We start from the raw sequence: 21,396 nt of genomic DNA, 5'->3' as shown, positions 1-21,396 counted from the left end.
TTCCAGCCTAGTGTGTTGTAACAACTCGGCTAGGTTCGGCAAACCAACTACGCTGTCGCAAACGTTGGACCACTTCCGGCAACACCTCAATAAGCCTTTCGATATCCTGCTCAGTATTGGCTTTTCCAAGACTGAAGCGAACACTCGAGCGCGAGCGTTCACCACTCAAACCCATGGCCATCAGAATGCTTGAAGGCTCGGCTTCACCTGCATTGCATGCCGCGCCTCGCGATACCGCGATTCCAAGTTCGTCCAGCCCAAGCACCAAAGCGTCACCCGCAACGTGGTCGAAATAGATATTTGAGGTGTTCGCAACCCGTGGACCTTTATTGCCATTGATCCCTGTCTCCGGGATGTGACTAAGCACGGCACCTTCCAACCTGTCGCGCCATGCGCGTATGCGTTCGATGGAACCATCCTGCAATCCGCGCATTGCGATCTCGCACGCGCACCCGAGCCCCACAATCCCAGGAATGTTCTCGGTCCCCGGACGCCTTCCTGTCTCCTGATGGCCACCGTGCAACAGAGGACGAAGCGGCACTCCGCGGCGCACGTACAAAGCTCCAGTCCCTTGAGGCCCATGCATCTTGTGCGCGGTGATCGTAAGCAGATCGCATCCAATTCGCTCAACATCCAACGGTACCTTGCCCGCTGCTTGTACGGCGTCCGTATGAAACCAAATGTCTGCCTCGCGCGCGACCCGACCAATCTCCTCGATTGGTTGCAGCACGCCGGTTTCATTATTCGCTGCCATGATGGAGATCAGCTTGGTATTCGGCCTGAGGGCTTTGCGAACTTCATCCGGTTCGACCTGCCCCTGGTGATTCACATTGACTGCCGTGTAATCGCATCCGATGTGCTTGAGATGAAGGCAGGTTTGTAGGATCGCGCTATGCTCGATGGCCGAGGTGACAACATGATCGCCCGGCGAAAGCATGCCGAGCAACGCCGTGTTGTCTCCTTCCGTTCCACCACTGGTGAAGATGAGCTCTGTTGTTCGGCAGTTAAGAAACTTCGCAACCGAGGTCCGTGCCTGCTTCACTGCTTCGAGCGCACGACGACCAAAAGCATGCATGGAGGACGCGTTCCCAAACCTCTCAATAAAGTAAGGAAGCATCGCATCGAGAACTTCCGGCAGTAGCGGCGTCGTTCCGTTGTTATCGAGATAAATCATCGGCCAACCCTCCTTACTTCGATCTTGCCGCTCCACTCTCGGACCTCGGAGCATCCGCCATTCGCGCCATAACCGCTGGAGCGTAGTTCAGCAATTGAACTCGGCGGCGTTCGCGACCAAACTCAACAATGTTCAAGCATCCATAATCCTGCCCGATGCTCATGAGGTTTGCCGTGGACAGCCCAAGCGCTTCGCACAGGATCATGCGATTCACCCCCGCGTGACCTACTAACAGCACATTGCCTTCCGAGATCTGAAGCAACTTGTTGAGCTCCGACATCACTCGCTTACGGCAATCGGAAAAACTCTCGCCGTCCGGCGGACGCCAGTTCTCGATATCCGCACCGCGCGCCGCGAACTCGTCTGGGAACTTCTCTGCAATTTCGCAAAAGCTGAACCCGTCCCAAACTCCAAGACTAATCTCGCGAAATTGCGGGCACACATTGAGAAGCAGTTGTCTTCCGCCAAGAATGATCTTCGCCGTACGCTGCGAGCGAGTAAGATCACTGCACCAGGCCTGAGTAAAGTCGACGTGCTCCAAATAGTCGCGCAGAGCCCACGCCTGCTCAATTCCATGCTCGCTCAACGGAGCCTCGGTCTGGCCTATGTACCGCTTCCCATTCACGTTGATGATGGCCCCATGCCGCACGAGATAAAGGAAAGTTCTCTTCATCACCCACCCACCTCGATGCGCCGCTTCGCCCCGGTAAACACAGGCAGATCGCTCGAACCACTGATCTGCAACTGCAATCGTCCACTCTTGACTGCCGTATTTATGGCCGGAATTCGTACCAGTTGCTCACGAGCTTGCTCTTCCACACCCTTGCTCACCGTCCCCGAGAAATAAAGACGCACGCTCATTACCGCAATCTCTCCGGGGACAATCGTGCAATCGAAATTCAGAACCTCCGGCAGCGCGAATAACACATCGTCAAGTTCTGGCATCGTGATGTGTCCGGAACCGACCCAAATCGCGCCGTCCGTTCGCGGACCAACGTAGTACAAAGTTCGTAGGCAGGTTCCACATTTGCAACGGTTCGCAGAAAACCAGGAACTGTCTCCCGTGCGGTAGCGGATCAGAGGCATCGCCTTCCGCGTTAGGGTGGAGATCACTATCTCCCCACACTCTCCATCCGCAACGTGCTTGCCCGTCATTGGATCAACGACCTCGAAAAGGAAGTCCGCTTCACGCAAGTGGTAACCTTCATGCGCGCGGCAATCCACGCCACCGCCCAATCCGGTTTCCGTCATTCCATAGTGCTGGAAGACTTCGGCATTCGGTGCACGGCGGGCTAATCTTTTTACAACGGTTGGCGAAACATAATCGCTGCAGAGAACAATGCTTGTCAGGCGCGCGAAGACCCTGTCGGCCAGCTGACCTGTCATTGATTCCAAGCACAACAACTGAACAGGAAACCCGATGATACTCGTCGCGTGCTCGCGCTCCATCGTTTCCAAAGCGTCATCCGCATCCGCAATGAGTCCGTATGGAATCGCATCGACACCGAAGCGCTCAATGCCCGCAGCCAATAACTGCCCGACTCCACCGTGACGTTCGGCGGGAAGAGCAATCAACATTCGATCTCCTGGCGAGGTCAGCGTGGAAACGCCATGTGCAAAGAAATCTAGAGAACTTTCCTGGTCCTCGGAAGTAAAGAACGCCCTCTTCGGAACACTGCTTGTTCCGCTCGTTGCAAGCGTCACAACGCGGCTGACTTCACTCTGCGACACGCAAAGGAATTGTGCCGAATTCCGAGCTAGATCCGCCGGCGACGTGAGAGGCACTTGTTGCACGTCATCCATGGAGCGAATGCGGCCCGCATCCACCCTTCGCAGATGCTCTGCATAGAACGGACTTCGCTCCTGCGCCCAGCGAATACTTTCACTCAGTCGCTCCATCTGAAACTCGCTGATTGCCTCGCGCGTCAATTCCTGGCCACGCACTCCAATTCGCGCGGCGATCCACGAGTGAAGAGGAGTAAGAGGCACAATCCGCGTCGCGAGTGTCATTCATCACCTCTCGCGCCCATGCGGCGGTAGATTGTTTCACCCAGCGTTGACGAGAGGTTGTAGGCGCACAGCGGAACCAACCTGTTATCTGGGGAATACACATGTAGGAAGCATTCACGCAAACGGTTCAGATCAAGATTCCAAGCATCCTGAAACGCCATTCCAGAGATGCAGAACGAGTTCGCGTGTTGGGCGAGAAAGGTGTCCAGACTGCTGAGATCGAGCCCTTCATCTTCATGCGCTGCAACCGATAAGGAAGGAAATGACCAGTGCTGAGCAACGAATTTGCGTGCTGCACGCGCGCCCTCGCCATTACCACAGCTGATCGCGCCCAGTTGAATCAACCCACCGTCTACGGGAGGTGCGCAGCAAGAAGTTGCGGGCCGGGGTGCCGGTTCGACACTGCCGTCGTCGCCAATCCAAAACTTTCCATGGAATTCGCAGAATGCGTTTTCGCCTGATGCTGGATAGAAATTCTGTACGCGGAACACTCCGCCGGTCTGCGCCTCTATTGATTGCATCACTTCAGGCAGCGTAATCCGAGCGACATCCCCGGCAGGCTCGGGATACCGGCCAAAGTAGCTGATGGGCTGAAAGTGTACTGCTCGCACGACTGGAGAGTTTTCGAGTGCGAAATGCAGGATCGCGCCGATCTGGTCAGTGTTCACCCCTGGGACAAGAGTCGGCACCAGTACAACGCCCAGTTCCGCCTCGGCGCAATTGCGAATTGCTTTCGACTTCACATCCAGTAGCGGACGACGGCGTGTCTTCCAATACACATCGTCAGTCAGTCCATCAAACTGCAAAAACACGCACCCGAGTCCTGAGGCTTTCAACCGCTGCGCATATCCATCTTGCGACGCGAGTCGCAGACCGTTCGTATTCAATTGCTGAAAGCTGAATCCTCGTGACTGTACCAGTTGAATTATCTCGGGAAGATCATCGCGAACTGTAGGTTCGCCGCCTGAAAGCTGAATGTTGTATGGACCGCCAAGTTCGAGCAGAGACTTGCACCATGCGTCAATCTCGCTGAGTGTCGGATCGTGCTTTGTAGCCTTCCCTGCATTCGCGAAGCAGACAGGACATTGCAGATTGCAACGCTCGGTAACCTCCAGCACGACGCAGCATGTATGTTGTCGATGTTCCGTGCAGAGTCCGCAGTCGAAAGGGCAGCCTTTCTCTACTCCGCCTGAAGGTGATAACGGGTGAGATGGCATGTAACGCTTCTTCGCCCATTCTGCGTAGAGTTGGACTCCGCGCCAGAGTATCGTCTGAAATTTGCCGTGCTCTGGACAGGTCTTTCTGAGGTAGATGTCATCACCAATCCGAACCCGCTCAGCATCCACGCGACTCAGGCACACGGGGCAAACGCTCTCGGTAACCGCCAGCACCTCACTCGCCGAATTCGAGATGTCTGTTAACTGCGCTCCGTGGCTCTGGTTTGTGCCCATACAGCTTTCACCTAAACACCGTGTGTAGTTTGTGGATCCACGCTGAAGTCGTAATCGTTTTCAGCGAGAAGCTCCCGTATCTTCTCAAGACACTCCACGACAATTCCCGGGCATACCGTGAGCCGCAGTCGTTGATCGTCCTTCACAATTTCCGAGCAGTTGATCCCACCAAAACGCGCTGAGTACTCCACCTCGAACCACTCAACATATCTTTCGAGCATGGTTTGCAATCGAGGATCTGCATTCGCCTCGGCCAATCCTTTCCCTGCGTACATTCCCAGCACACAGCATCCGCCAGTCAGTGCGCCACACAGCTTTCCAGTTCCAAGGCCTGACAGCAATCCGGTCATCGCGCGAACCAGCTCTGGGTTCCCATGTTGCTGCGCTTCCAGCGCCATCAGCGTAAGGATCTGGCTGCACTTGTATCCTTGCAGCCCCAGTTCCATGATTCGAAAGCCTTCGTCACTCATGGTCTTCTTCCCTCCTAGCTGCACTGCCCTTCTGTTTTCGCCGCGGTGAGGATGAAGTATCCCGCACGCGCCTGCCGCATTGCATCTGAAATCTGTTCGCACTCGCACACGTCGCTAGATCCCCAAAGCCCCGTCAGTGAATCGTGCTCGAGAATGTACCGTGCAACAGTCTCCCGTAATTCCTTCGAATGGTCTTCAATGCAGGTGACGGCAAACCCACAATCCTTCAACCACGACTCCAGGTCCGTCCGAATAAACATTCCTGCGATGCAGGTATGGCCTAAGCTGCGTAATTGCTCAACGCCGGAAGGATTACGCGCGTACAAATCAGAAATCATCAGCTTGCCGCCTCTGCCAATCACACGCGCACACTCGCCCAGAGCGCGCCTCGGCGCCTGCATTAACGACAGGGTGCATTCCAGCAGTACAGCGTCGAACGCCCCGCTGACAAAGTCCAGGTGTTCGGCATCTCCTTCCTTGCAGTAAAGCGCCGCGACGTCATCATCACACACGAAGTTGCTATCCACACCGTATCCGTGGAATCCGTGTGCTCTCAGCAACACAACTGTGTCGCCTGCCCCGCATCCCACATCCAGCACGCGCGAACCATAGCGAAGTCCGGCAAGTTCCAGAGTTCGAAGCGTCAGATCGATTCCCCCAGGATGGGATATCCGAGCACTCGCCGACGTGCGCCCGGTGGAGTACGCTCCGGAATTCCGCAACATGGCCCTAGAACTCACTTATCCTCCAACGCCTGCTCTACCCGGAGCATCTTGCCTGTCGCCAGTGATTCCGGCACGTACACCACACCGCACCCGGGACACTTCCATAGTTCAATCGGAAATTCGCTTCCGAGATACGAAGCTGTCACCTTGCACCTCTCGAACGCCTTATCACACTTGCAACAAATCAGCGGACTCTCATTGCCACGATCAGGTTCCTTGTTCATTTCAGCGCACCTGCATACGGTGGGAGTAGGTGTTATGAATACTGAACCCGTCTTCGTCGTGCGTGTACTCCACCCAGTACGTCACACATCCCGAGCGATACGTAGCAAGCCAGTGTCCGCTCTCGGGTATGCGAAACTTCTCGCCTGAGCTTTCCGCATGCTGCACGGTGTCGGAAACATCCGCGTCGAGAATCATGCGCTGCTCCATCGTCTGGCGTACTTCATCAGAAATCTTCAGTGGCAACATAGATCGTTCTCGATTTCCACCTTCTCCCCAGAGTTCTTTCAGGAGATGCCGTTTTAGCTTCGATCGATTATCTTGACGGGCTGAGAATCCCGGATCTGGACGCGCAGCCGGATCATTGCCTTCAGACCCGAACACAAGGTCGAGAACATGAACTGCGCGCTTTCCCTGGCGTGCGAAACTGTCGCGACACATGGCACAGTACGTAATGTAATCGGCGTCACTCTGCTGCGCTCGACGCTTCATCGTTCTATCGATGAGTTCCGGATTCGCAAATCGTGCCAGTCCTCCATATCCGCAGCAAGTCGTTTGACCTCGCTCGTTTAGTTCCGAACTCTTCACTCCAATGTGGCGCAGGATCTCGCGCACGGAACCTTCTACTTCAGCTACGCCTCGCGTCGCACAGGGATCATGAATCGCGAACTCACGTCCTGGCAAATGTGGAATTGTACCGAGTGCCGCATCATTGTTCAGATGAGGCCACAGCGACTCTACTTCGATTTCCGGCAGGCTCTCCTTCAGTGTGCGGAAGCAGGACGAGCATGCAGTGATGATCTTAGGTCTTCCCATCTTCTGCCAAATATCTTTCAGCACATTCTGGCTCTGCTCAAACAGATCGTTCTGCCCTGCCCAGCGTGCCGGAGCACCGCAGCAGTTCAACACCAATCCCACGCCGCCCTCGTGGCTCTCGCATAGAAACTCGTAGCAGGATTGCACGTGCTCTGGAGACGATGCCGCCAACTGACACCCTGGGAAGAACAGCGCAGCGCTGCTGTCAAACCCGGGCTGATGCTTCGCAACAGCGAACTGCTCGCCGGTGCTGAAGGCCATGTCGCGCAATGCAAACTCATGTGCGGAGACAGGCATTTTCTTTGTCGCAACCATGCTCTGCCGCGCGTCGATACAGACGTCTGCCATATTCATCTCTTCAGGGCACACTTCCGCGCATAGCCCACAAAGAGAGCAGGAGTTGATCATTCGGTTCAGGTTGCGAACACCCATCACAATGGTCAAGTTGTTATAGATCTCGCGAACATAGCGCTTCGGATATGAACCGTACTGCTTGAGATATTCGCAAGCTTTAACGCACTCCATGCATGAACACGGGAAGCAGCGGTCGGCTTCACGCTGCGCTTCTTCGCGGGTGTATCTCCGATCCTCCGCCGCAGCAATGACCTGTGTACTCGGAGCAAAGTCAGCCGTGTTTGTATACAGTCGAGACTTCTGCGATCCCTGCGATTCGCGGCTTGCAGTGAGCGATGCGCCCTGCAACATTCGATCAATCGATAGCGCCGCATATCGACCGTCTTGGGAAGAAATTATGGGCGAGTACTCTTGGGTGTTAGCTCTCAGCGATCCTCCTGCGAAGAGCTTGACCACGCCCGCGGCGTACGTAACAGGATCGATAGTCAGACTCGGACGCAATGACCTACTTAGCTCACTTGCGTCACCCGTTGCGAGATAGACCGCGTCAAACCTGGCAAGCAGGTCTGTCAAGCTATTCTCATGATCATCGCTTGAAACAGTTTGCCCGGTGTGTAACGCCGCCCCAAGCACCGCGAAGACCGAGAGATCAGCCTCGATGTCCTCCGCAGGAACATTCCAGTCACTATGGCGCAAGCGCGGCAACAATTGCTCTTCGGCCTCGAAGATATGAACTAGGTATCCCCTCACCAGCAAATCGATGGCTGCAACAACCCCGCTAATACCTGCACCAACGATTGCAACACTCTGTTGGCGGGTACCGTACTTCCTTGGCTTGGCAATTGTGCCGCCATACTCAATCGCGGCTCGCTCGAGTGCAGAGATGTTCAATGCATCGCCAGCTTCGTTGCGTCGGCAGGCCCGCTCACACGGATGATCACAAATTCGGGAGATAATTCGAGGTAGAGAAATAGTGCTGGTAAATACCTTGAGAGCTGCTGAGAAGTTACCGGTTCGGATGCTTTGCGCCAGTTTTCGCGAATCCACATGGACTGGGCATGCCGCCGTGCACGCTGGTGGTTGCTCTTCGATACATTGCGCTTCCCATTGCCTGACGCGCTCCCCTTCCATAACGCCCCCGGTTCCGATCACAAATACCACAACACATTACATCTGAAAAGCTGGGACGGCTGGATACTTTTTCAGCCGTCCCGGTGACGCCAACTAAGCTAGTACTGCATGTTTTGCATCGAGGGCTTCCTTCACGACCTTCGCCAGTGCTGGCACGCGAGTAATGCGAATGCCGCAAGCATTGTGAATTGCGTTCAGAATCGCTGGGTGGGGAGCAGTCAACGGAGCTTCACCGACACCAGCTGCACCAAATGGCCCGAGCGGACGCGGAGTTTCCTGGAACAGGATCTCGATATCGTCCGGCACGTCCTTGATGTAAGGCAGTCCGCAATTCCTTAAGGAGATGTGATACTTCAGGTCCTCGAAGTCTTCGGTCAGAGCCAGTCCGATGCCCTGCGCCAGTCCGCCGTAGATCTGTCCTTCGACCGTTGCGCGGTTGACGATGGTGCCCACGTCCACGGCCGTCGTGAACTTCACGACCTGCACCTTGCCGGATTCAACATCGATTTCCACTTCCGGCATGAACAGTTCATACATGTAGACCGGGAATGGCTTGCCCTGGCAGGTATCCGGATCGCAAGCGGTACAATCGCTAGCCACCCACTTTCCGTCATAGCGCACAGGGATATTCTCAGCCACCATTTCGTCGTAGGTACGATAGCTGCCATCCGGCTTGCGCATGGCATTCATCAGCATCTCTGCGGCGATCTTTGTGGCATTGCCGGTGAACACTGTTGAGCGGCTTCCACCGGAAGGTCCGCTATTGGGTAGCAGAGTGTCATTCATCCTCAGCTTGATCTGTTCAGGTTTCAAGCCGGTGGGACGAAGGACTTCATGCGTCAGAGTGAGAGCCGCAAGGTCGGAGCCCTGGCCATGATCCTGCCAGCTGTCATACACCGTCACACCCGTCGGAGTCAGCTCGATTGCAGCTTCCGAACCATCCGGGCCGTCGAGTCCGCATCCATAGAGGCCAAGCGATAAGCCAACACCGCGCGGTCTCTTCGCCGTAGAAAGAGCCTTGCAGCGTTTTTTTGCCTCTTCGTATTTCGGACGCAACAGCTTGAATAGTCCCTCAAGGCAGTAAACATCGAGTTCCTGCCCGGTCGGGAACGTTGAGCCGAGGCGATTGATGTTCTTCACGCGAAGGTCGAAAGGATCGATGCCCATCTTCTCGGCAAGCATGTCCATGGCGATTTCCGACGCCAGAAACGCCTGCGGAGAACCAAACGCACGGAATGCGGAACCCCATGCATGGTTCGTGCACACGGTTCTACCTAGACCGCGAATATTGGGGATGTCGTAACCAGCGCCAGTAAATTGACCTTGGCGTACTGTGACGAGATCGCCAAATTCGGAATACGGGCCGTGATCGAGCCACCAGTCGGTTTCCATCGCGAGCAGTTTGCCATCCTTGTCGGCACCAAGTTTGATCTTGATTTCGGCTGGCGAACGCTTACCCGTGTAAGTCAAGTTCTGGTACTGAGTGTACGTGAGAGAAACCGGACGCTGCGTTGCGAGGCACGCCACGCCAAGCAGTGCTTCCATCGTCGGGCTGAACTTGTATCCGAATGTTCCGCCAGTGCCATTCTGGATGAGGCGGAGCTTCTCAGGTTCGATGCCGATGCCCGGGCAAATCATGGCATGGTGCAGATGCAGACCGATGCTCTTGGACTGAATGGTCAGGCGGCCCTCATCATCGAGATAGGCCTGTCCGCAATCCGGTTCAAGATGCAGATGCGGCTGACGGCTGCAGTAAGTTTCTGCCTCAACCGTGTATGCCGCCTTCTCCATGATCGGGCCAGTTTCCTCGCCCTTCTTCACGCCCTGCTCGAAATACACATTCGGAACGCCGGGGTGGATCTGAAGCGCATCGGGAGCCATTGCAGCGGGACCGCTCATATAAGCCGGCAGGACTTCCAGATCGACCTTCACTGCATCTGCGGCGGCACGAGCATGCTCTACTGTGTCGGCGCAGACAATGGCGATAGCGTCGCCGTACTGGAATACTTTGTCCTTGCAAAGGATCGGACGATCCCACCCATCGCCCTTGTTCGTCGGGAAGGTGATGAGTCCGGTGATTGCATTCTTGCCCTTCACATCCTTCCAGGTAACGACCTTCACGACGCCCGGCATCTTCTCGGCTTCGCTTGTGTCGATGCTCTTGATGTTGGCATGTGAGACCTGTGACTGCACCAGAGCCAGCCGCAATGTGTCAGGAGGCATATGCAGCGCTACATCGTCACCAAAATCCCACTGGCCCGTGACCTTAGCCACAGCCGATGGACGATGATAGGTCGAGCCAAGAATCGATCCGTTGTCTGGTGGTTCAAACAGAAGATCTTCCTTCTTCTTCTCGCCACGTAACACCGCTGCAGCATCCATCACGGAATCCACCAGCGGCTTGTATCCCGTGCAACGGCAGGCGTTCTTGTTCGCTTCGAACCAGTCGCGCACTTCATCGCGGGTAGGATTGTTGTTCTTCTCGAGCAGCACTTTCGCGGACATCAGGAAGCCCGGCGTACAGACGCCGCACTGTGCCGCTCCATGTGCCATCCAGGCCACCTGCAGTGGATGCAGATTCTCCGGGGTGCCAATGCCTTCAATCGTCGTGATCTTGGCATCGGGTTCCAGATCTTCCATCATCACCATGCAGGCACGAGTTGGCTGACCGTCTATGATCACAGTGCAGGTCCCACACTGACCTTCACTGCAGCACAGCTTGCATCCGGTGAGCAGAAGCTGCTGACGGAGCACGTCAGCCAGGCTCTTTTCCGGATCAATGATCACGGGGCGATCAACACCGTTCACGTTTAGAATTCTTCTCTCCATGTGGTTCGCCTTGTCCTTTCACTCGGCCGCCAAGTTCGGCAGCCTGTTGCCTCTGACTAGAAGCCGTACGAAACCTGGAATCCGGCCTGATGCCGCGCTTTCAGATCAAGATAGGTGTTCGGCCCTGTGGCCATCACCCTGCCTGCGATCTGTGCAATACCAAAATCGAAATTCAGTTTGTATTTCGAGGTGGGCACTACGCGCATGCAATAGGTAAGCGTTGTTGGAATGTTCAGAGTTGGAAAATCTTTCGGGTGGTGCGGTTGCTGCGCTGCTTCGGAGCCAAAAATGATCGTGCTCTTATCTGGACCTTTGAATACGAGTGCCACTGCGCCAAACGCGCGTGCCTGCCAATCCGGAGCATTGCCCCCCATGCCCCACAGTTCGGCGTTCGTGCCACGCACGCCAGTGCTCAGCACCATAGCGCTGAACTTCCCTGCGTTCTTGACAGGAACTACCTTGCTGGCCACCAGGTAAATGTCGCCGTTGCTCTTTCCATTGATCTTGTTATTGTTTGCGACAAGATCGTCAACATAGTTGCCAACGTTACGGTCGCCGGTGCGCGCCATGAAGCCGACCGAGAGCGCCGGAACCCATTTCTGTTTCTTGTAATTCTCGGGGAGCACGTTGACTTTGCCGTTGAAAATATCAAAGCCGTTTTGCCACAGATAACTCACGCCTTGTGGATCATTGCCGAAAACGTGGAATTCATGCGTGTAACCAAACTCCATACGCTTTCCGACTCCCATTTCGATCGACGTCTCGTGGAAATCGCCAATGACAGGGCCAGCATTGAAATAGTGGTATGCCACCACAGGATGGAACTTCTGTCCCTCAGCGGAGGCTGTGTACGCCAACGGAGTGACAAAAACTCCGGTTTCACCTTCCCACCCCAAAGCCTGTGCGTGGGCAGGGACCGAGAGACTGCAGATGACTACCATTCCGACTAGAGCTGTGAGGCAGTGCCAAAAAGTCTGCATAGTCTTCCGGTTCTTCAAGACATCAACAAGGATCATTTCTGTTCCTCCGAATGGAAGCCGTCCCCTTCGGGAACACTGCTCAGAAGAGGTCAGAGCTCATCCACTCAGACCGCAAATGGCAAGCTCCCGGTTCCTCGTGATAACTCCTGTTAATTGCAGTCCTGCAATCGCGCTGCCACCGAACCTTATTTGCGCCACGTCATCATGGCCCAGCGCGATCGGACGCTTTCCATCCGCTTAATGTTCGCAATTGGAGTTAAAGACGTACCCTGCGGTACCGCGAATGACATTCAGAGCTGAAAGCCATGTCGGAAGAGTGTTGCGAGTCGTTCGCGTGGGATATCAAGGATGAGTCAGTGCTCCAAGAATGAACACAAGATTGTGTTCATTACTGGAACATGCAATGTAGAGAGGAACTAGACCGTGTCGGAATTATGACGGCTGTGACGTTCAGCCTCGACCAGCAGACCATAATCCTCCATCTTGCGATAGAGGGTGTTGCGAGCGATCCCCAACCGGAAAGCTGCTTTTTTGATGTTGCCGCAACAGGCACTCAGAGCCTCGGCAATGGCATCACGCTCGACGTCGCGCAGAGAGCGAACCTTTGACACGTCGTGCTCCGCGCGATGCGGAGGTGAAACAACTTCCGCATCAACCACAGGCGCGAGAATCTCAGTAGGCAGCCACAGATGTTCGGGCTTCAAAATGTGCGAATGCCCCATGCACACGAGCGCGCGCTCAAGTACGTTTTCCAACGCTCTCACGTTGCCCGGCCAGCTATGGGCGCAGAGGCGCCGCATGCACTCAGGATCAACCGCGGCCAGGGGGCGCTGCAACCGTACCGAGATCTTCGTGATCAGCGCATTGACGAGCTCCGGAATATCTTCAGGGCGTTCCCGCAGAGGTGGAACTTTCACTTCCAGCACGGCCAGGCGATAGAAGAGATCTTCGCGGAACCTCCCCGCTGCAACGTCCTTATTCAGATCGCGATGTGTGGCGGCGATGATTCTTATGTCGATGTCTATTTCTTTTGAAGACCCAATGCGTGTAAGTGTCCTCTGCTGCAGCACCCGCAACAGTTTCGCCTGCACACTCAACGACATCTCGCCTATTTCATCGAGGAAGATACTGCCTCCCCCCGCCATTTCGAACTTGCCCGCCTGCCCGCCCTTCTTCGCTCCAGTAAACGATCCATCAACATAGCCGAAGAGTTCGCTCTCGATCAGAGTCTCTGGAATGGCGGCACAGTTGATTGCTATAAAGGGTCCGCGTGACCGCAAACTCGCATTATGAATCGCGTTGGCAAAGAGTTCTTTACCTGTGCCGCTTTCGCCTGTGATCAGCACTGTCGAACTACAGGTAGAGGCGAGTGTGGCCCATTCTTTGGCGACCTTCATCCCCGGGCTATTACCGCAAATGTCGTCGAGCGTATGCCGACGGCTGAAAACCATTGGAGCTGCTGGTTTAATGCCGCGCTCCGTAATCTCCTGGAAGAATGCTACGGCGCCGATGATCCCGCCATTTTCATCCCGAAGTGGCGATGCCGAACTCCGGATGCGTTTGCCAATGCGGTCGAGCACAATCTCTTGATTGTCGTACTCTCTGCCGTCCTTCAACACATGCAATAGAGGTGAGTTTCCGGGGCAAACCGTAGAAAAGGCGCTGCCTTTTACTACAGCGGGATTCACCCCAAAGATCTCTCCACCGCGCGCGTTGATATCCGTGACGATACCGTCGCGGTCCACGGCAATCAGGCCTTCAGTAATGCCGTGTGATACCGCACTCGAAAATCGCGACGCGATGTACAGCTTATGCGTCGTCTGCTCAAGCCTTAGCTGATACTCAATGGCCCTTACTGCAGCGACCACCATGGCCATGGTGTGAGGGTTAGCTTCGCGATGATCGCCACTGATATCTATGCAGCCGATAATGTTGCCGTCGGGGTCGCAGATAGGAGCCGCGGAACACGTCAGGAACTGGTTTCGTTCACAGAAATGTTCCCAAGCGTAGATCTGCACCGGCGCTTGTTCCACCAGCGAAGTTCCGATCGCGTTCGTGCCCATCACCTGCTCGCTCCAGTTGGCTCCGGGGCAAAGGTGAACTTCACGGGTTCGCGTGACTATGTCGCGATCTCCAACTACTTCAAGCAACAATCCATTTTCATCTGTTAGGACGACCTGAAATTCCGATCCGCTAAAGAAACGGTGAAGGTCTTCCATGAACGGGCGGGCAATGCGAATCAGTTGTTTCTTTTGGTAAAACTGCTCTTCCAGAGTGTGACTCGAAACATCATCCTGATTGGCATGTTGGGGATCTACGTGATAGCCGCGACATCGTTGCCACGACTCTCCGACCGTAAGCCGCACAAGCCTTTTGTCGAGAATCTCTTCTCTCAGAAAGAGTTCCCAGGCTTTCTTCCCGAGCGTCAGTAGATGTTGCGGCATACACGATCTCGCTGGTATTTGATAAGCCCGTACGTAGATAAGCGGAGCAAGCATACTACGGCTGCAGGTCCGCTGGCTTCAAATTTTTCACCTTTGCATGGCTTCAACTTACATCTTGCAGCCCAATTGCCATATTTGGCCACTCGCTTGCTTCTTCCTTGGGCATGACACCCGCATCGCTGTTGGTACTCGCGCCTTGCTCACTCCTTGTAGGAGCCGCGCTACAGCTCTTGCTGGCCCCCATGCTCCCCTCCCGGGGCAAGGGAGTGCTCGCAACCCTGTGTTGTGTGCCGGCTTTGATGGCGGTGATTCTCACCATTCCGCAGGTGACAGGCGGCAGGTCCGTGGATCTGACGTTGATGCCATGGGATGGACCGCTATCTCTTACGCTCCACGTCGATGCTCTTAGCATCCTGTTCGCTTTCATGGGAACACTGCTTGGAGCCATTGTGTTGCTGTACTCGATCGGCTACATGGCTAAGGACCCTGCCTCCACCCGCTTTTACGCAATCATGATGGTTTTCGTCGGGGGCTTCGTCGGACTCGTATTCAGCGCCAATCTTTTCCTTCTTTATCTCTTCTGGGAGGTCGTAGGACTCTGCTCTTTCTCGCTCGTTGGCTTCTGGTACAAGAATAAGGAAGCAGTTGCTGGCGCCCGCAAAGTTCTACTCATGACCCACCTTGCGGGTTATGGTCTTCTTGCCACCATCATTGTTATCTACCACCGCACAGGAAGCGTTCTGTGGACTGACCCTGCCGTCGCTCGCTCGTTCACCGGTGGCCTGTTCCTGTTGACGCTGGTTTCAATCATTGCAAAGTCCGTCCAGTTCCCGCTGCATACATGGATTCCCGAAGCAATGGCCGCACCAACTCCGGTCAGCGCACTGCTTCACGCCGCCTGCTATGTGAAGGCTGGTGTCTATCTTGCGGCGCGTCTTTATAGCTTTGGAACACTGCCTGTTCACTGGAGCGCGGTAATCGTCTGGGTTGGCACTATCACGATGGTGATCGGCGTCATGTACGCCATGGTGCAGACCGATTTGAAGCGAATGCTGGCATTCCACACCGTCAGCCAGATCGGCTACATGATCACCGGCATTGGCATTGGCACACCCCTCGGCATTACCGCAGGCTTGTTGCATTGCCTCAATCACGGATTCTTCAAAGGTGGACTCTTCCTCTCCGCCGGAAGCGTGCAGCACTCCACCGGCACCCGCGACATGAATCTACTCGGCGGCGTTGCCGGACGCATGCCTCGCACCACTGCTGCGTGGATGATCAGCGTCGGCAGTATGATGGGCATTCCGCTGATGAGCGGATTCGCCAGTAAGTGGCTTCTCTACACTGCGGCATTGCAGGCCGGATGGGTTGTTCCTGCTCTGGCCGCATGGGTAGTCAGTCTCGGCACGGTTTTCTCCTGCGTGAAAGCAACCGACTCGGTGTTCCTCGGCGCAACGACGAAGAACACCGAGGAGGCGCATGAGGCTCCTCTCTCTATGCAGATCGGCCTCGGCCTCATCGCCACCGGAAGCATCGTCCTCGGCGTCGCTCCGCAGTTAGCAGTGCATTACTTCCTGAACCCGATCCTCGAAGCCTTCGGACTCGGCACAGGAGTTCAGGTCTCGTGGTTCGGCATGACCGCGACGGCAGGCAGTTGGTTCACCACCTGGGGCCTGGTGCTTGCAGTTGTGTCGGTTGTCTTCGGCGCATTGATTTATGCCATGGCAGGACTGAATCGCGAAGCCGCTGTAAGCGGTGGAGCACTCGTACAAACTGGCGGCACCGGCGTCTTCACGGGCGGCGAACCTCTTTCCGGCGAGGGACGTTTACCCGCACACGACTTCTCCTACCTGTTCTCGCAAAACTGGGCTGGATTCTTCCGCATCTCGAATGTGGACCAGTACTACCTCGGAGTATGGCGTGGTCTGCAGGCCGTTTCCTCTGCACTGCAAAGCATCGTTTCCTTCTTTGAGAAGCAAGCTGCGTTGTGGACGGTCGTGCTTGCCGCCGTTGTCTTCTCCGCAGTCCGAGTCTTCGCACCTGCTGCCAGTCCCTCCGCAAATACTGGCGAAGAGCATATTCCTCATCTGCTGATTGCGGCATGCGCAATGTCGGGAGTAGCTATCCTGCTGGTCACACTGGCGACCAAGTCTTGGCGCCGATTTGCCACTTTAACCGCAGCCTCAGTGGTTGCCACCGTAGCGGGTCTCTCGCTTCCCAACGCTTTACAGCGCACAGCATTGCTTGAATTAGGTGCGCTGCTCGCGTTAATGCTCGTGTGGCAAGCATCGACAAAACTTTCTGCCAAGGTTACATACCTTGCTGTCGTAGTCATCTCTGCTGCGACCTTAATCGGAAGCGACCTATTGCTCGCGCGCGGCGATGCGAACACCGCACGAGCTCTGCTAATCACAAGCGCATTTGTGAAGCTCGCCGCGGTACCACTTTTCATCTGGCTACTGAAACTGGCCGACGAACTTCCTTCACCAGTATTAGGCCTGATCATCGCCGTGGTTGATATCGCTGCGTTCACCGAGTTATTAGCTCACATTGAGCTGATGCCCTGGATGGCAACTCCGACGGGATTGTGGCTCGGCATTGCTGCAGCCTCCGCGCTGCTCAGCGGCTTGCTAATGGTGTTGCAGCGCGAGTTGAAACGCATTCTCGTGCTCTCGACCGTGGAAGACATAGGTTTCCTCATGCTCGGCTTGACCTCCGCCGATGCATTAGGAGCGAGCGGCGCCTTGCTGGGTGCGGCAGCCCATTCGATAGCCAAGGCGCTGCTCTTTATTTCGCTCAGCACTCCGGAAGCTGAAGGTGCACTAACTGCCGACGCCCAAGGGCTCGCCTCTCGCTTCCCCGTCAGCGGCTTCGGGTTTGTTTTCGGCATGCTGGCCGTTCTCGGTGTCCCTCCAACTATGGGCTACTTGGGCCGTTGGAGATTGTATGCAACGGCCGCTCATTTCAACCCGTGGACACTGACTACGTTCGCGGTTGCTTCCGCATTGGCTCTCATCGCCTACATCCTGGCGCTTACACGCGTCTGGTGGGGCGAAGTTCCTGAGGGAACACAACCAGGTCGTGAACCCGTGATGGTGAAGCTGACGATTGTTCTGCTCGTTGCGGTCATACTCGCATGTGGTGCTTGGCCTGGTCTGATGCAGAACGTTCTTGGGGGTGTGCGATGAATCTCTGGAAGAAGCTGGTGTGCATGGGACGACGAAAGAGCCCATGGCTGTTTCACATGAATTCCGGCAGTTGTAATGGCTGCGATATCGAGATCATCGCCGCACTCACGCCTCGATACGATGCCGAGCAGCTCGGGGTGAAACTTGAAGGCAGTCCGCGACATGCCGACATCGTCTGCATCTCCGGCCCCGTTACGCACACTTCATTGCAGGCTTTGAAAACCGTTTACGGACAGGTCTGCACCCCGAAAGCTGTAGTCGCTATCGGCTCCTGCCCAGCCTCTACTAACGTTTTCATCGATTCGCGAGTGCTTGAGGGACCTCTCGACAAACACATTCCAGTTGACGTCTATGTTCCTGGTTGTCCACCTCGACCTGACGCGATTCTGCAAGGCGTCGCAAAGGCAGCGCAGATCGTAGCTGAACGCCGCAATGAGCAGAAAGCGACAGAAGAAATGAACGTATCCGAGGAGGAGAAAACGGCACAGGAGGTGCAAGCACAGTGAACCTCAGCATGATCTTCTTCCGGTTTATTGTCTTTCCCGGACTCATCTTCGCCATTCCCGCCGCGTGGTTCTATCTGTGGCTGGAGCGCAAGGCAATGGCCCGCATGCAACAGCGAATTGGACCACCGTTCATGCAGCCCTGGTTCGATTTCCTGAAGCTCATGGGCAAGGATGTTCCGCCGCGCGTCGGCTTCACTGGCTTCATCATGAAGTTGTGGCCGATCCTCTCGGTCGCCGCTGCCGCCGGAGCCGTGGGGCTTCTCCCCGTGCTGCCCGGCGCGACAGGATTCAATGGCGATCTCATCCTTCTGCTATCGCTTCTTGAGTTACCTTCCATGTTCCTCATTGCGGCAGGATTCTCAACTCGTTCTCTTTGGGGAGAGTTGGGCTCCGCTCGTGAGGCCTCGATGAGCGTTGCCTATAACGTCGTATTCCTGATGTCCATCGTCGGCATCGCTGCCTCGCAGCACACGTTCAGCCTGCAGGCCCTCGCGCAGTCAACGGCAACACCTCTACGATGGCTTGGTGTGATCGCGATGCTTGTCTGCCTGCCGGCAAAGCTTCACATGAATCCATTCTCCCTGACCAATGCCGAGCAGGAGATTTATGCCGGTCCAACCACCGAATACGTGGGTGCCGAACTGGCGATGTTTGAACTTGCACACGGTTTGGAATGGGTAGGCGCCACCGGCCTTGCAGCCGTGCTGATGCTTCCTGCAATCGGGAATGCATGGCTCGCCGCCATCGCCTTCGTGGTCGTCTCCCTCGCAATAGTTTTCCTGCTGTCCATGGTCGCTGCCGGAACAGCGCGCCTAGCAATTGATTCCTCGGTGCGCTTCTACGCCAACTGCGCGGTGATCTTCATTGTGCTTGGAGTTTCTGCGGCGCTGCTGATGAGGATGACGCTATGAACATTGTGACTTTATTACTCAGCAATCTTTCTCATTCCCCTGTGACGGTGCCATTCCCCGAGCGCCCTCCGATGACCTCTGGATATCGCGGCCTTGTGGTGTATAACTCTGAACTCTGTACCGGCTGCGGCATGTGTGCCTATCGCTGTACGTCGCGGGCGATCACTTTCCGCAACACGCGTGTTGCATACACATGGAGCTACGATCCCGGACAGTGCACCTATTGTGGACGTTGTGTCGATGGCTGTGAAGGTCATGCCCTCACGCAAAGCCCGGAGTGTCCGCCGATCTACGTCAATCGTGACGAATTGAAGTTCACGCAGACGTCACCGCGCAAGGAAAAACCCAGACCGGTTGCTGACGCAACGGGAGGAGCACAATGACCGCTCTCGAAAGCATCCCCACCGAGCTTGGTGTTGAGGAGTCGTGGGAGCAGCAAGGCAGTTCCAAGTGGATTGCCTCTCCCGCAATCAACGTGCGCAAATTGGCTGAAGTCATGCGCAAGCACCAGGCGCGCTTCATCACTGTGACCGCCATACAGTTGTCCGACGATGAAGGCTTCATGCTCGACTACCACTGGGACCTCGATGGCCAGTTACTCACCTTCGAGATTCCTGTCACCGACAACCAGATCGACAGCATCTTCGATCTGTGCGAAGCCGCCGACTGGATCGAACGCGAAATCCACGAGCACTATGGCATGGAGTTTACCGGACGCGAATACGAACCGTTGCTGATGCGAGCCGGCGACAAACTCGGAGTGAACCTGCGCGAGGAGGACGAATGAGCTACCGAATTCCCATGGGGCCTTACCACCCGGCACTCGAGGAGCCATATAAGCTCGATCTCGCCTGCGAAGGCGAAATCGTTCGCGATGCGAAGCTGAACATCGGCTTCAACTTCCGCGGCATCGAGCAATTGGCCGAGATGCGCAACTTCATCCAGATTGTTGCGCTCATGGAGCGTGTCTGCGGAATTTGTTCCAACATCCACACGCTTTCGATCTGCCAGGCGATGGAACAGATCCTCGATCTCACGCCGCCGCCTCGCGCGCAGTACATACGCGTCATCATGTCCGAACTCGAACGCCTGCACTCGCACGTGCTGTGGGCAGGAGTGGCCGGGAAACTGATGGGCTTCAAAACCATGTTCATGACCTGCTTCGCCGTTCGCGAACAAATCATGGACGTGCTGCAGACTATCTCCGGCAATCGCGTGAATTACGCCATGAACCGTGTCGGCGGCGTCAATCGTGACATCACCGACCCCGACATGATTCTCAAGATGGTCCAGGCACTCGAGCGCGACATGATGAAGAGCATCATCCCGATCTTCACCACCAGCCGCACTGCACTCTCGCGTTGTGCCGGAATTGGTGTGCTCACACACGAACAGGCTCTGGCCTGCGGTGTTGTAGGCCCAACGGCTCGCGCCTCCGGTGTCGCGCAGGATATTCGTCGTGCTGCTCCCTATGCTGCCTATGCCGAGATGCAGTTTGAGGTTCCCGTGGAAAACGCGGGCGACGTCCGCGCACGTCTGCTGGTTCGCGCACTCGAAGTAATTGAAAGTTGCCGCATTCTCCGACAGGCGCTTCAGAAGCTTCCTCCCGGAGAGATCAACACCGGAAACGAAGAGTTCGAGTTTCCAACCGGCCGCGGATTCAGCCGAGTGGAAGCACCGCGTGGCGAAGTGTTCTACAGCGTGAGTTGGGAAGAAGACAATGACATGCCCAGTCGCGTTCACGTACGCACGCCGACTTACATCAACATGCCTTCCGTACGCTACATGGTGAAGGGCGCACGCCTGGCTGATACACCTTTGATTCAAGCTTCTATCGATCCCTGCTATTCGTGCACTGATCGGTAGAGAAGCATTGCAATGCACCGACACGCTCAATCTATGGAACCAGGAGTCAGAAATAATGCCCAGTTATAGCGTCATTACCGACAAATGCCAGAAAGACTTCAAATGCGTCACCGTTTGCCAGCGCAAGGCCATTCACCCCAAGAAAGATGAGCCAGGGGCCGACACTGTGCCACAGCTCTACATAAATCCCAAGAAGTGCCTGAGCTGCGGCGATTGCATCGCGGTCTGCGAATACAAGGCCATCTTTTCCATCGAAGAGCTTCCGCCAGAATTGCAACACTTCGCTGCGATCAACGCAGCTTACTTCAAGAAGAAGTAG

At 55.6% G+C, this 21,396-nt stretch carries 18 protein-coding genes; 7 read left to right on the top strand and 11 right to left on the bottom strand.

The genetic code is table 11. The features are described from left to right. Positions 1 to 7 precede the first annotated feature (7 nt). The 11 genes from AC6IZD_RS03620 to AC6IZD_RS03570 form a co-directional block, all read right to left on the bottom strand. Entirely contained in the window at positions 8 to 1,174 is a 1,167-nt protein-coding gene (locus AC6IZD_RS03620) for a cysteine desulfurase family protein (protein WP_497786319.1), read from the bottom strand. Positions 1,175 to 1,187: 13 nt separating this feature from the next. Then, positions 1,188 to 1,847: a histidine phosphatase family protein gene (locus AC6IZD_RS03615; RefSeq protein ID WP_497786318.1), complete on the bottom strand. Its 660-nt coding sequence runs from the start codon at positions 1,845 to 1,847 to the stop codon at positions 1,188 to 1,190. Further along, on the bottom strand, positions 1,847 to 3,184 hold the full coding sequence (locus tag AC6IZD_RS03610) for a DVU_1553 family AMP-dependent CoA ligase (protein ID WP_497786317.1): 1,338 nt from the start codon (positions 3,182 to 3,184) through the stop codon (positions 1,847 to 1,849). Before AC6IZD_RS03610 ends, AC6IZD_RS03615 begins: the two co-directional genes overlap by 1 nt. After that, positions 3,181 to 4,635 (bottom strand): radical SAM (seleno)protein TrsS, encoded by a 1,455-nt coding sequence (gene trsS / locus AC6IZD_RS03605; protein ID WP_497786316.1) that lies wholly within the window; start codon positions 4,633 to 4,635, stop codon positions 3,181 to 3,183. The genes AC6IZD_RS03610 and trsS overlap by 4 nt, the downstream gene beginning before the upstream one ends. An 11-nt stretch (positions 4,636 to 4,646) precedes the next feature. Beyond that, positions 4,647 to 5,105, bottom strand: coding sequence for a DVU_1555 family C-GCAxxG-C-C protein (locus tag AC6IZD_RS03600; RefSeq protein ID WP_497786315.1), 459 nt, complete (start codon positions 5,103 to 5,105; stop codon positions 4,647 to 4,649). 14 nt (positions 5,106 to 5,119) lie between these two features. After that, entirely contained in the window at positions 5,120 to 5,845 is a 726-nt protein-coding gene (gene trsM / locus AC6IZD_RS03595) for a DVU_1556 family methyltransferase (protein ID WP_497786314.1), read from the bottom strand. Beyond that, a complete protein-coding gene (locus AC6IZD_RS03590; protein WP_497786313.1) occupies positions 5,842 to 6,054 on the bottom strand; it encodes a DVU_1557 family redox protein in 213 nt (70 codons plus the stop codon). Before AC6IZD_RS03590 ends, trsM begins: the two co-directional genes overlap by 4 nt. Before the next feature lies 1 nt (position 6,055). After that, a complete protein-coding gene (locus AC6IZD_RS03585; protein WP_497787553.1) occupies positions 6,056 to 8,353 on the bottom strand; it encodes a pyridine nucleotide-disulfide oxidoreductase/dicluster-binding protein in 2,298 nt (765 codons plus the stop codon). A gap of 93 nt (positions 8,354 to 8,446) precedes the next feature. Further along, positions 8,447 to 11,182, bottom strand: a complete 2,736-nt coding sequence (locus tag AC6IZD_RS03580; RefSeq protein ID WP_497786312.1) for a molybdopterin-dependent aldehyde oxidoreductase — start codon at positions 11,180 to 11,182, stop codon at positions 8,447 to 8,449. Between the two features lie 56 nt (positions 11,183 to 11,238). Next, positions 11,239 to 12,198 carry a hypothetical protein gene (locus AC6IZD_RS03575; RefSeq protein WP_497786311.1) on the bottom strand — a complete coding sequence of 320 codons (960 nt, stop codon included), beginning with the start codon at positions 12,196 to 12,198 and terminating at the stop codon, positions 11,239 to 11,241. Between the two features lie 380 nt (positions 12,199 to 12,578). Beyond that, positions 12,579 to 14,606 carry a sigma-54-dependent Fis family transcriptional regulator gene (locus AC6IZD_RS03570; protein WP_497786310.1) on the bottom strand — a complete coding sequence of 676 codons (2,028 nt, stop codon included), beginning with the start codon at positions 14,604 to 14,606 and terminating at the stop codon, positions 12,579 to 12,581. 299 nt (positions 14,607 to 14,905) lie between these two features. Between AC6IZD_RS03570 and AC6IZD_RS03565 the strand changes: the two genes are divergently transcribed. From AC6IZD_RS03565 to AC6IZD_RS03535, 7 genes are read left to right on the top strand one after another with little or no spacing between them, the layout of a single operon-like run. Beyond that, positions 14,906 to 17,794, top strand: coding sequence for a proton-conducting transporter transmembrane domain-containing protein (locus AC6IZD_RS03565; protein ID WP_497786309.1), 2,889 nt, complete (start codon positions 14,906 to 14,908; stop codon positions 17,792 to 17,794). Positions 17,795 to 17,817: 23 nt separating this feature from the next. After that, positions 17,818 to 18,300 (top strand): NADH-quinone oxidoreductase subunit B family protein, encoded by a 483-nt coding sequence (locus AC6IZD_RS03560; protein WP_497786308.1) that lies wholly within the window; start codon positions 17,818 to 17,820, stop codon positions 18,298 to 18,300. Further along, a complete protein-coding gene (locus AC6IZD_RS03555; protein ID WP_497786307.1) occupies positions 18,297 to 19,211 on the top strand; it encodes an NADH-quinone oxidoreductase subunit H in 915 nt (304 codons plus the stop codon). The genes AC6IZD_RS03560 and AC6IZD_RS03555 overlap by 4 nt, the downstream gene beginning before the upstream one ends. Beyond that, a complete protein-coding gene (locus tag AC6IZD_RS03550) occupies positions 19,208 to 19,594 on the top strand; it encodes a 4Fe-4S binding protein (RefSeq protein WP_497786306.1) in 387 nt (128 codons plus the stop codon). The genes AC6IZD_RS03555 and AC6IZD_RS03550 overlap by 4 nt, the downstream gene beginning before the upstream one ends. Then, positions 19,591 to 19,998: an NADH-quinone oxidoreductase subunit C gene (locus tag AC6IZD_RS03545; RefSeq protein WP_497786305.1), complete on the top strand. Its 408-nt coding sequence runs from the start codon at positions 19,591 to 19,593 to the stop codon at positions 19,996 to 19,998. Before AC6IZD_RS03550 ends, AC6IZD_RS03545 begins: the two co-directional genes overlap by 4 nt. Next, complete coding sequence (locus AC6IZD_RS03540; RefSeq protein WP_497786304.1) at positions 19,995 to 21,077, top strand: hydrogenase large subunit; 1,083 nt, start codon at positions 19,995 to 19,997, stop codon at positions 21,075 to 21,077. Before AC6IZD_RS03545 ends, AC6IZD_RS03540 begins: the two co-directional genes overlap by 4 nt. A gap of 55 nt (positions 21,078 to 21,132) precedes the next feature. Beyond that, positions 21,133 to 21,396 carry a DUF362 domain-containing protein gene (locus AC6IZD_RS03535; RefSeq protein ID WP_497786303.1) on the top strand — a complete coding sequence of 88 codons (264 nt, stop codon included), beginning with the start codon at positions 21,133 to 21,135 and terminating at the stop codon, positions 21,394 to 21,396.

Source organism: Koromonas humicola (genome assembly GCF_059726255.1).
The sequence above is the reverse complement of the archived record's forward strand: the minus strand, read 5'-3'. Positions and strand labels throughout refer to the sequence as shown.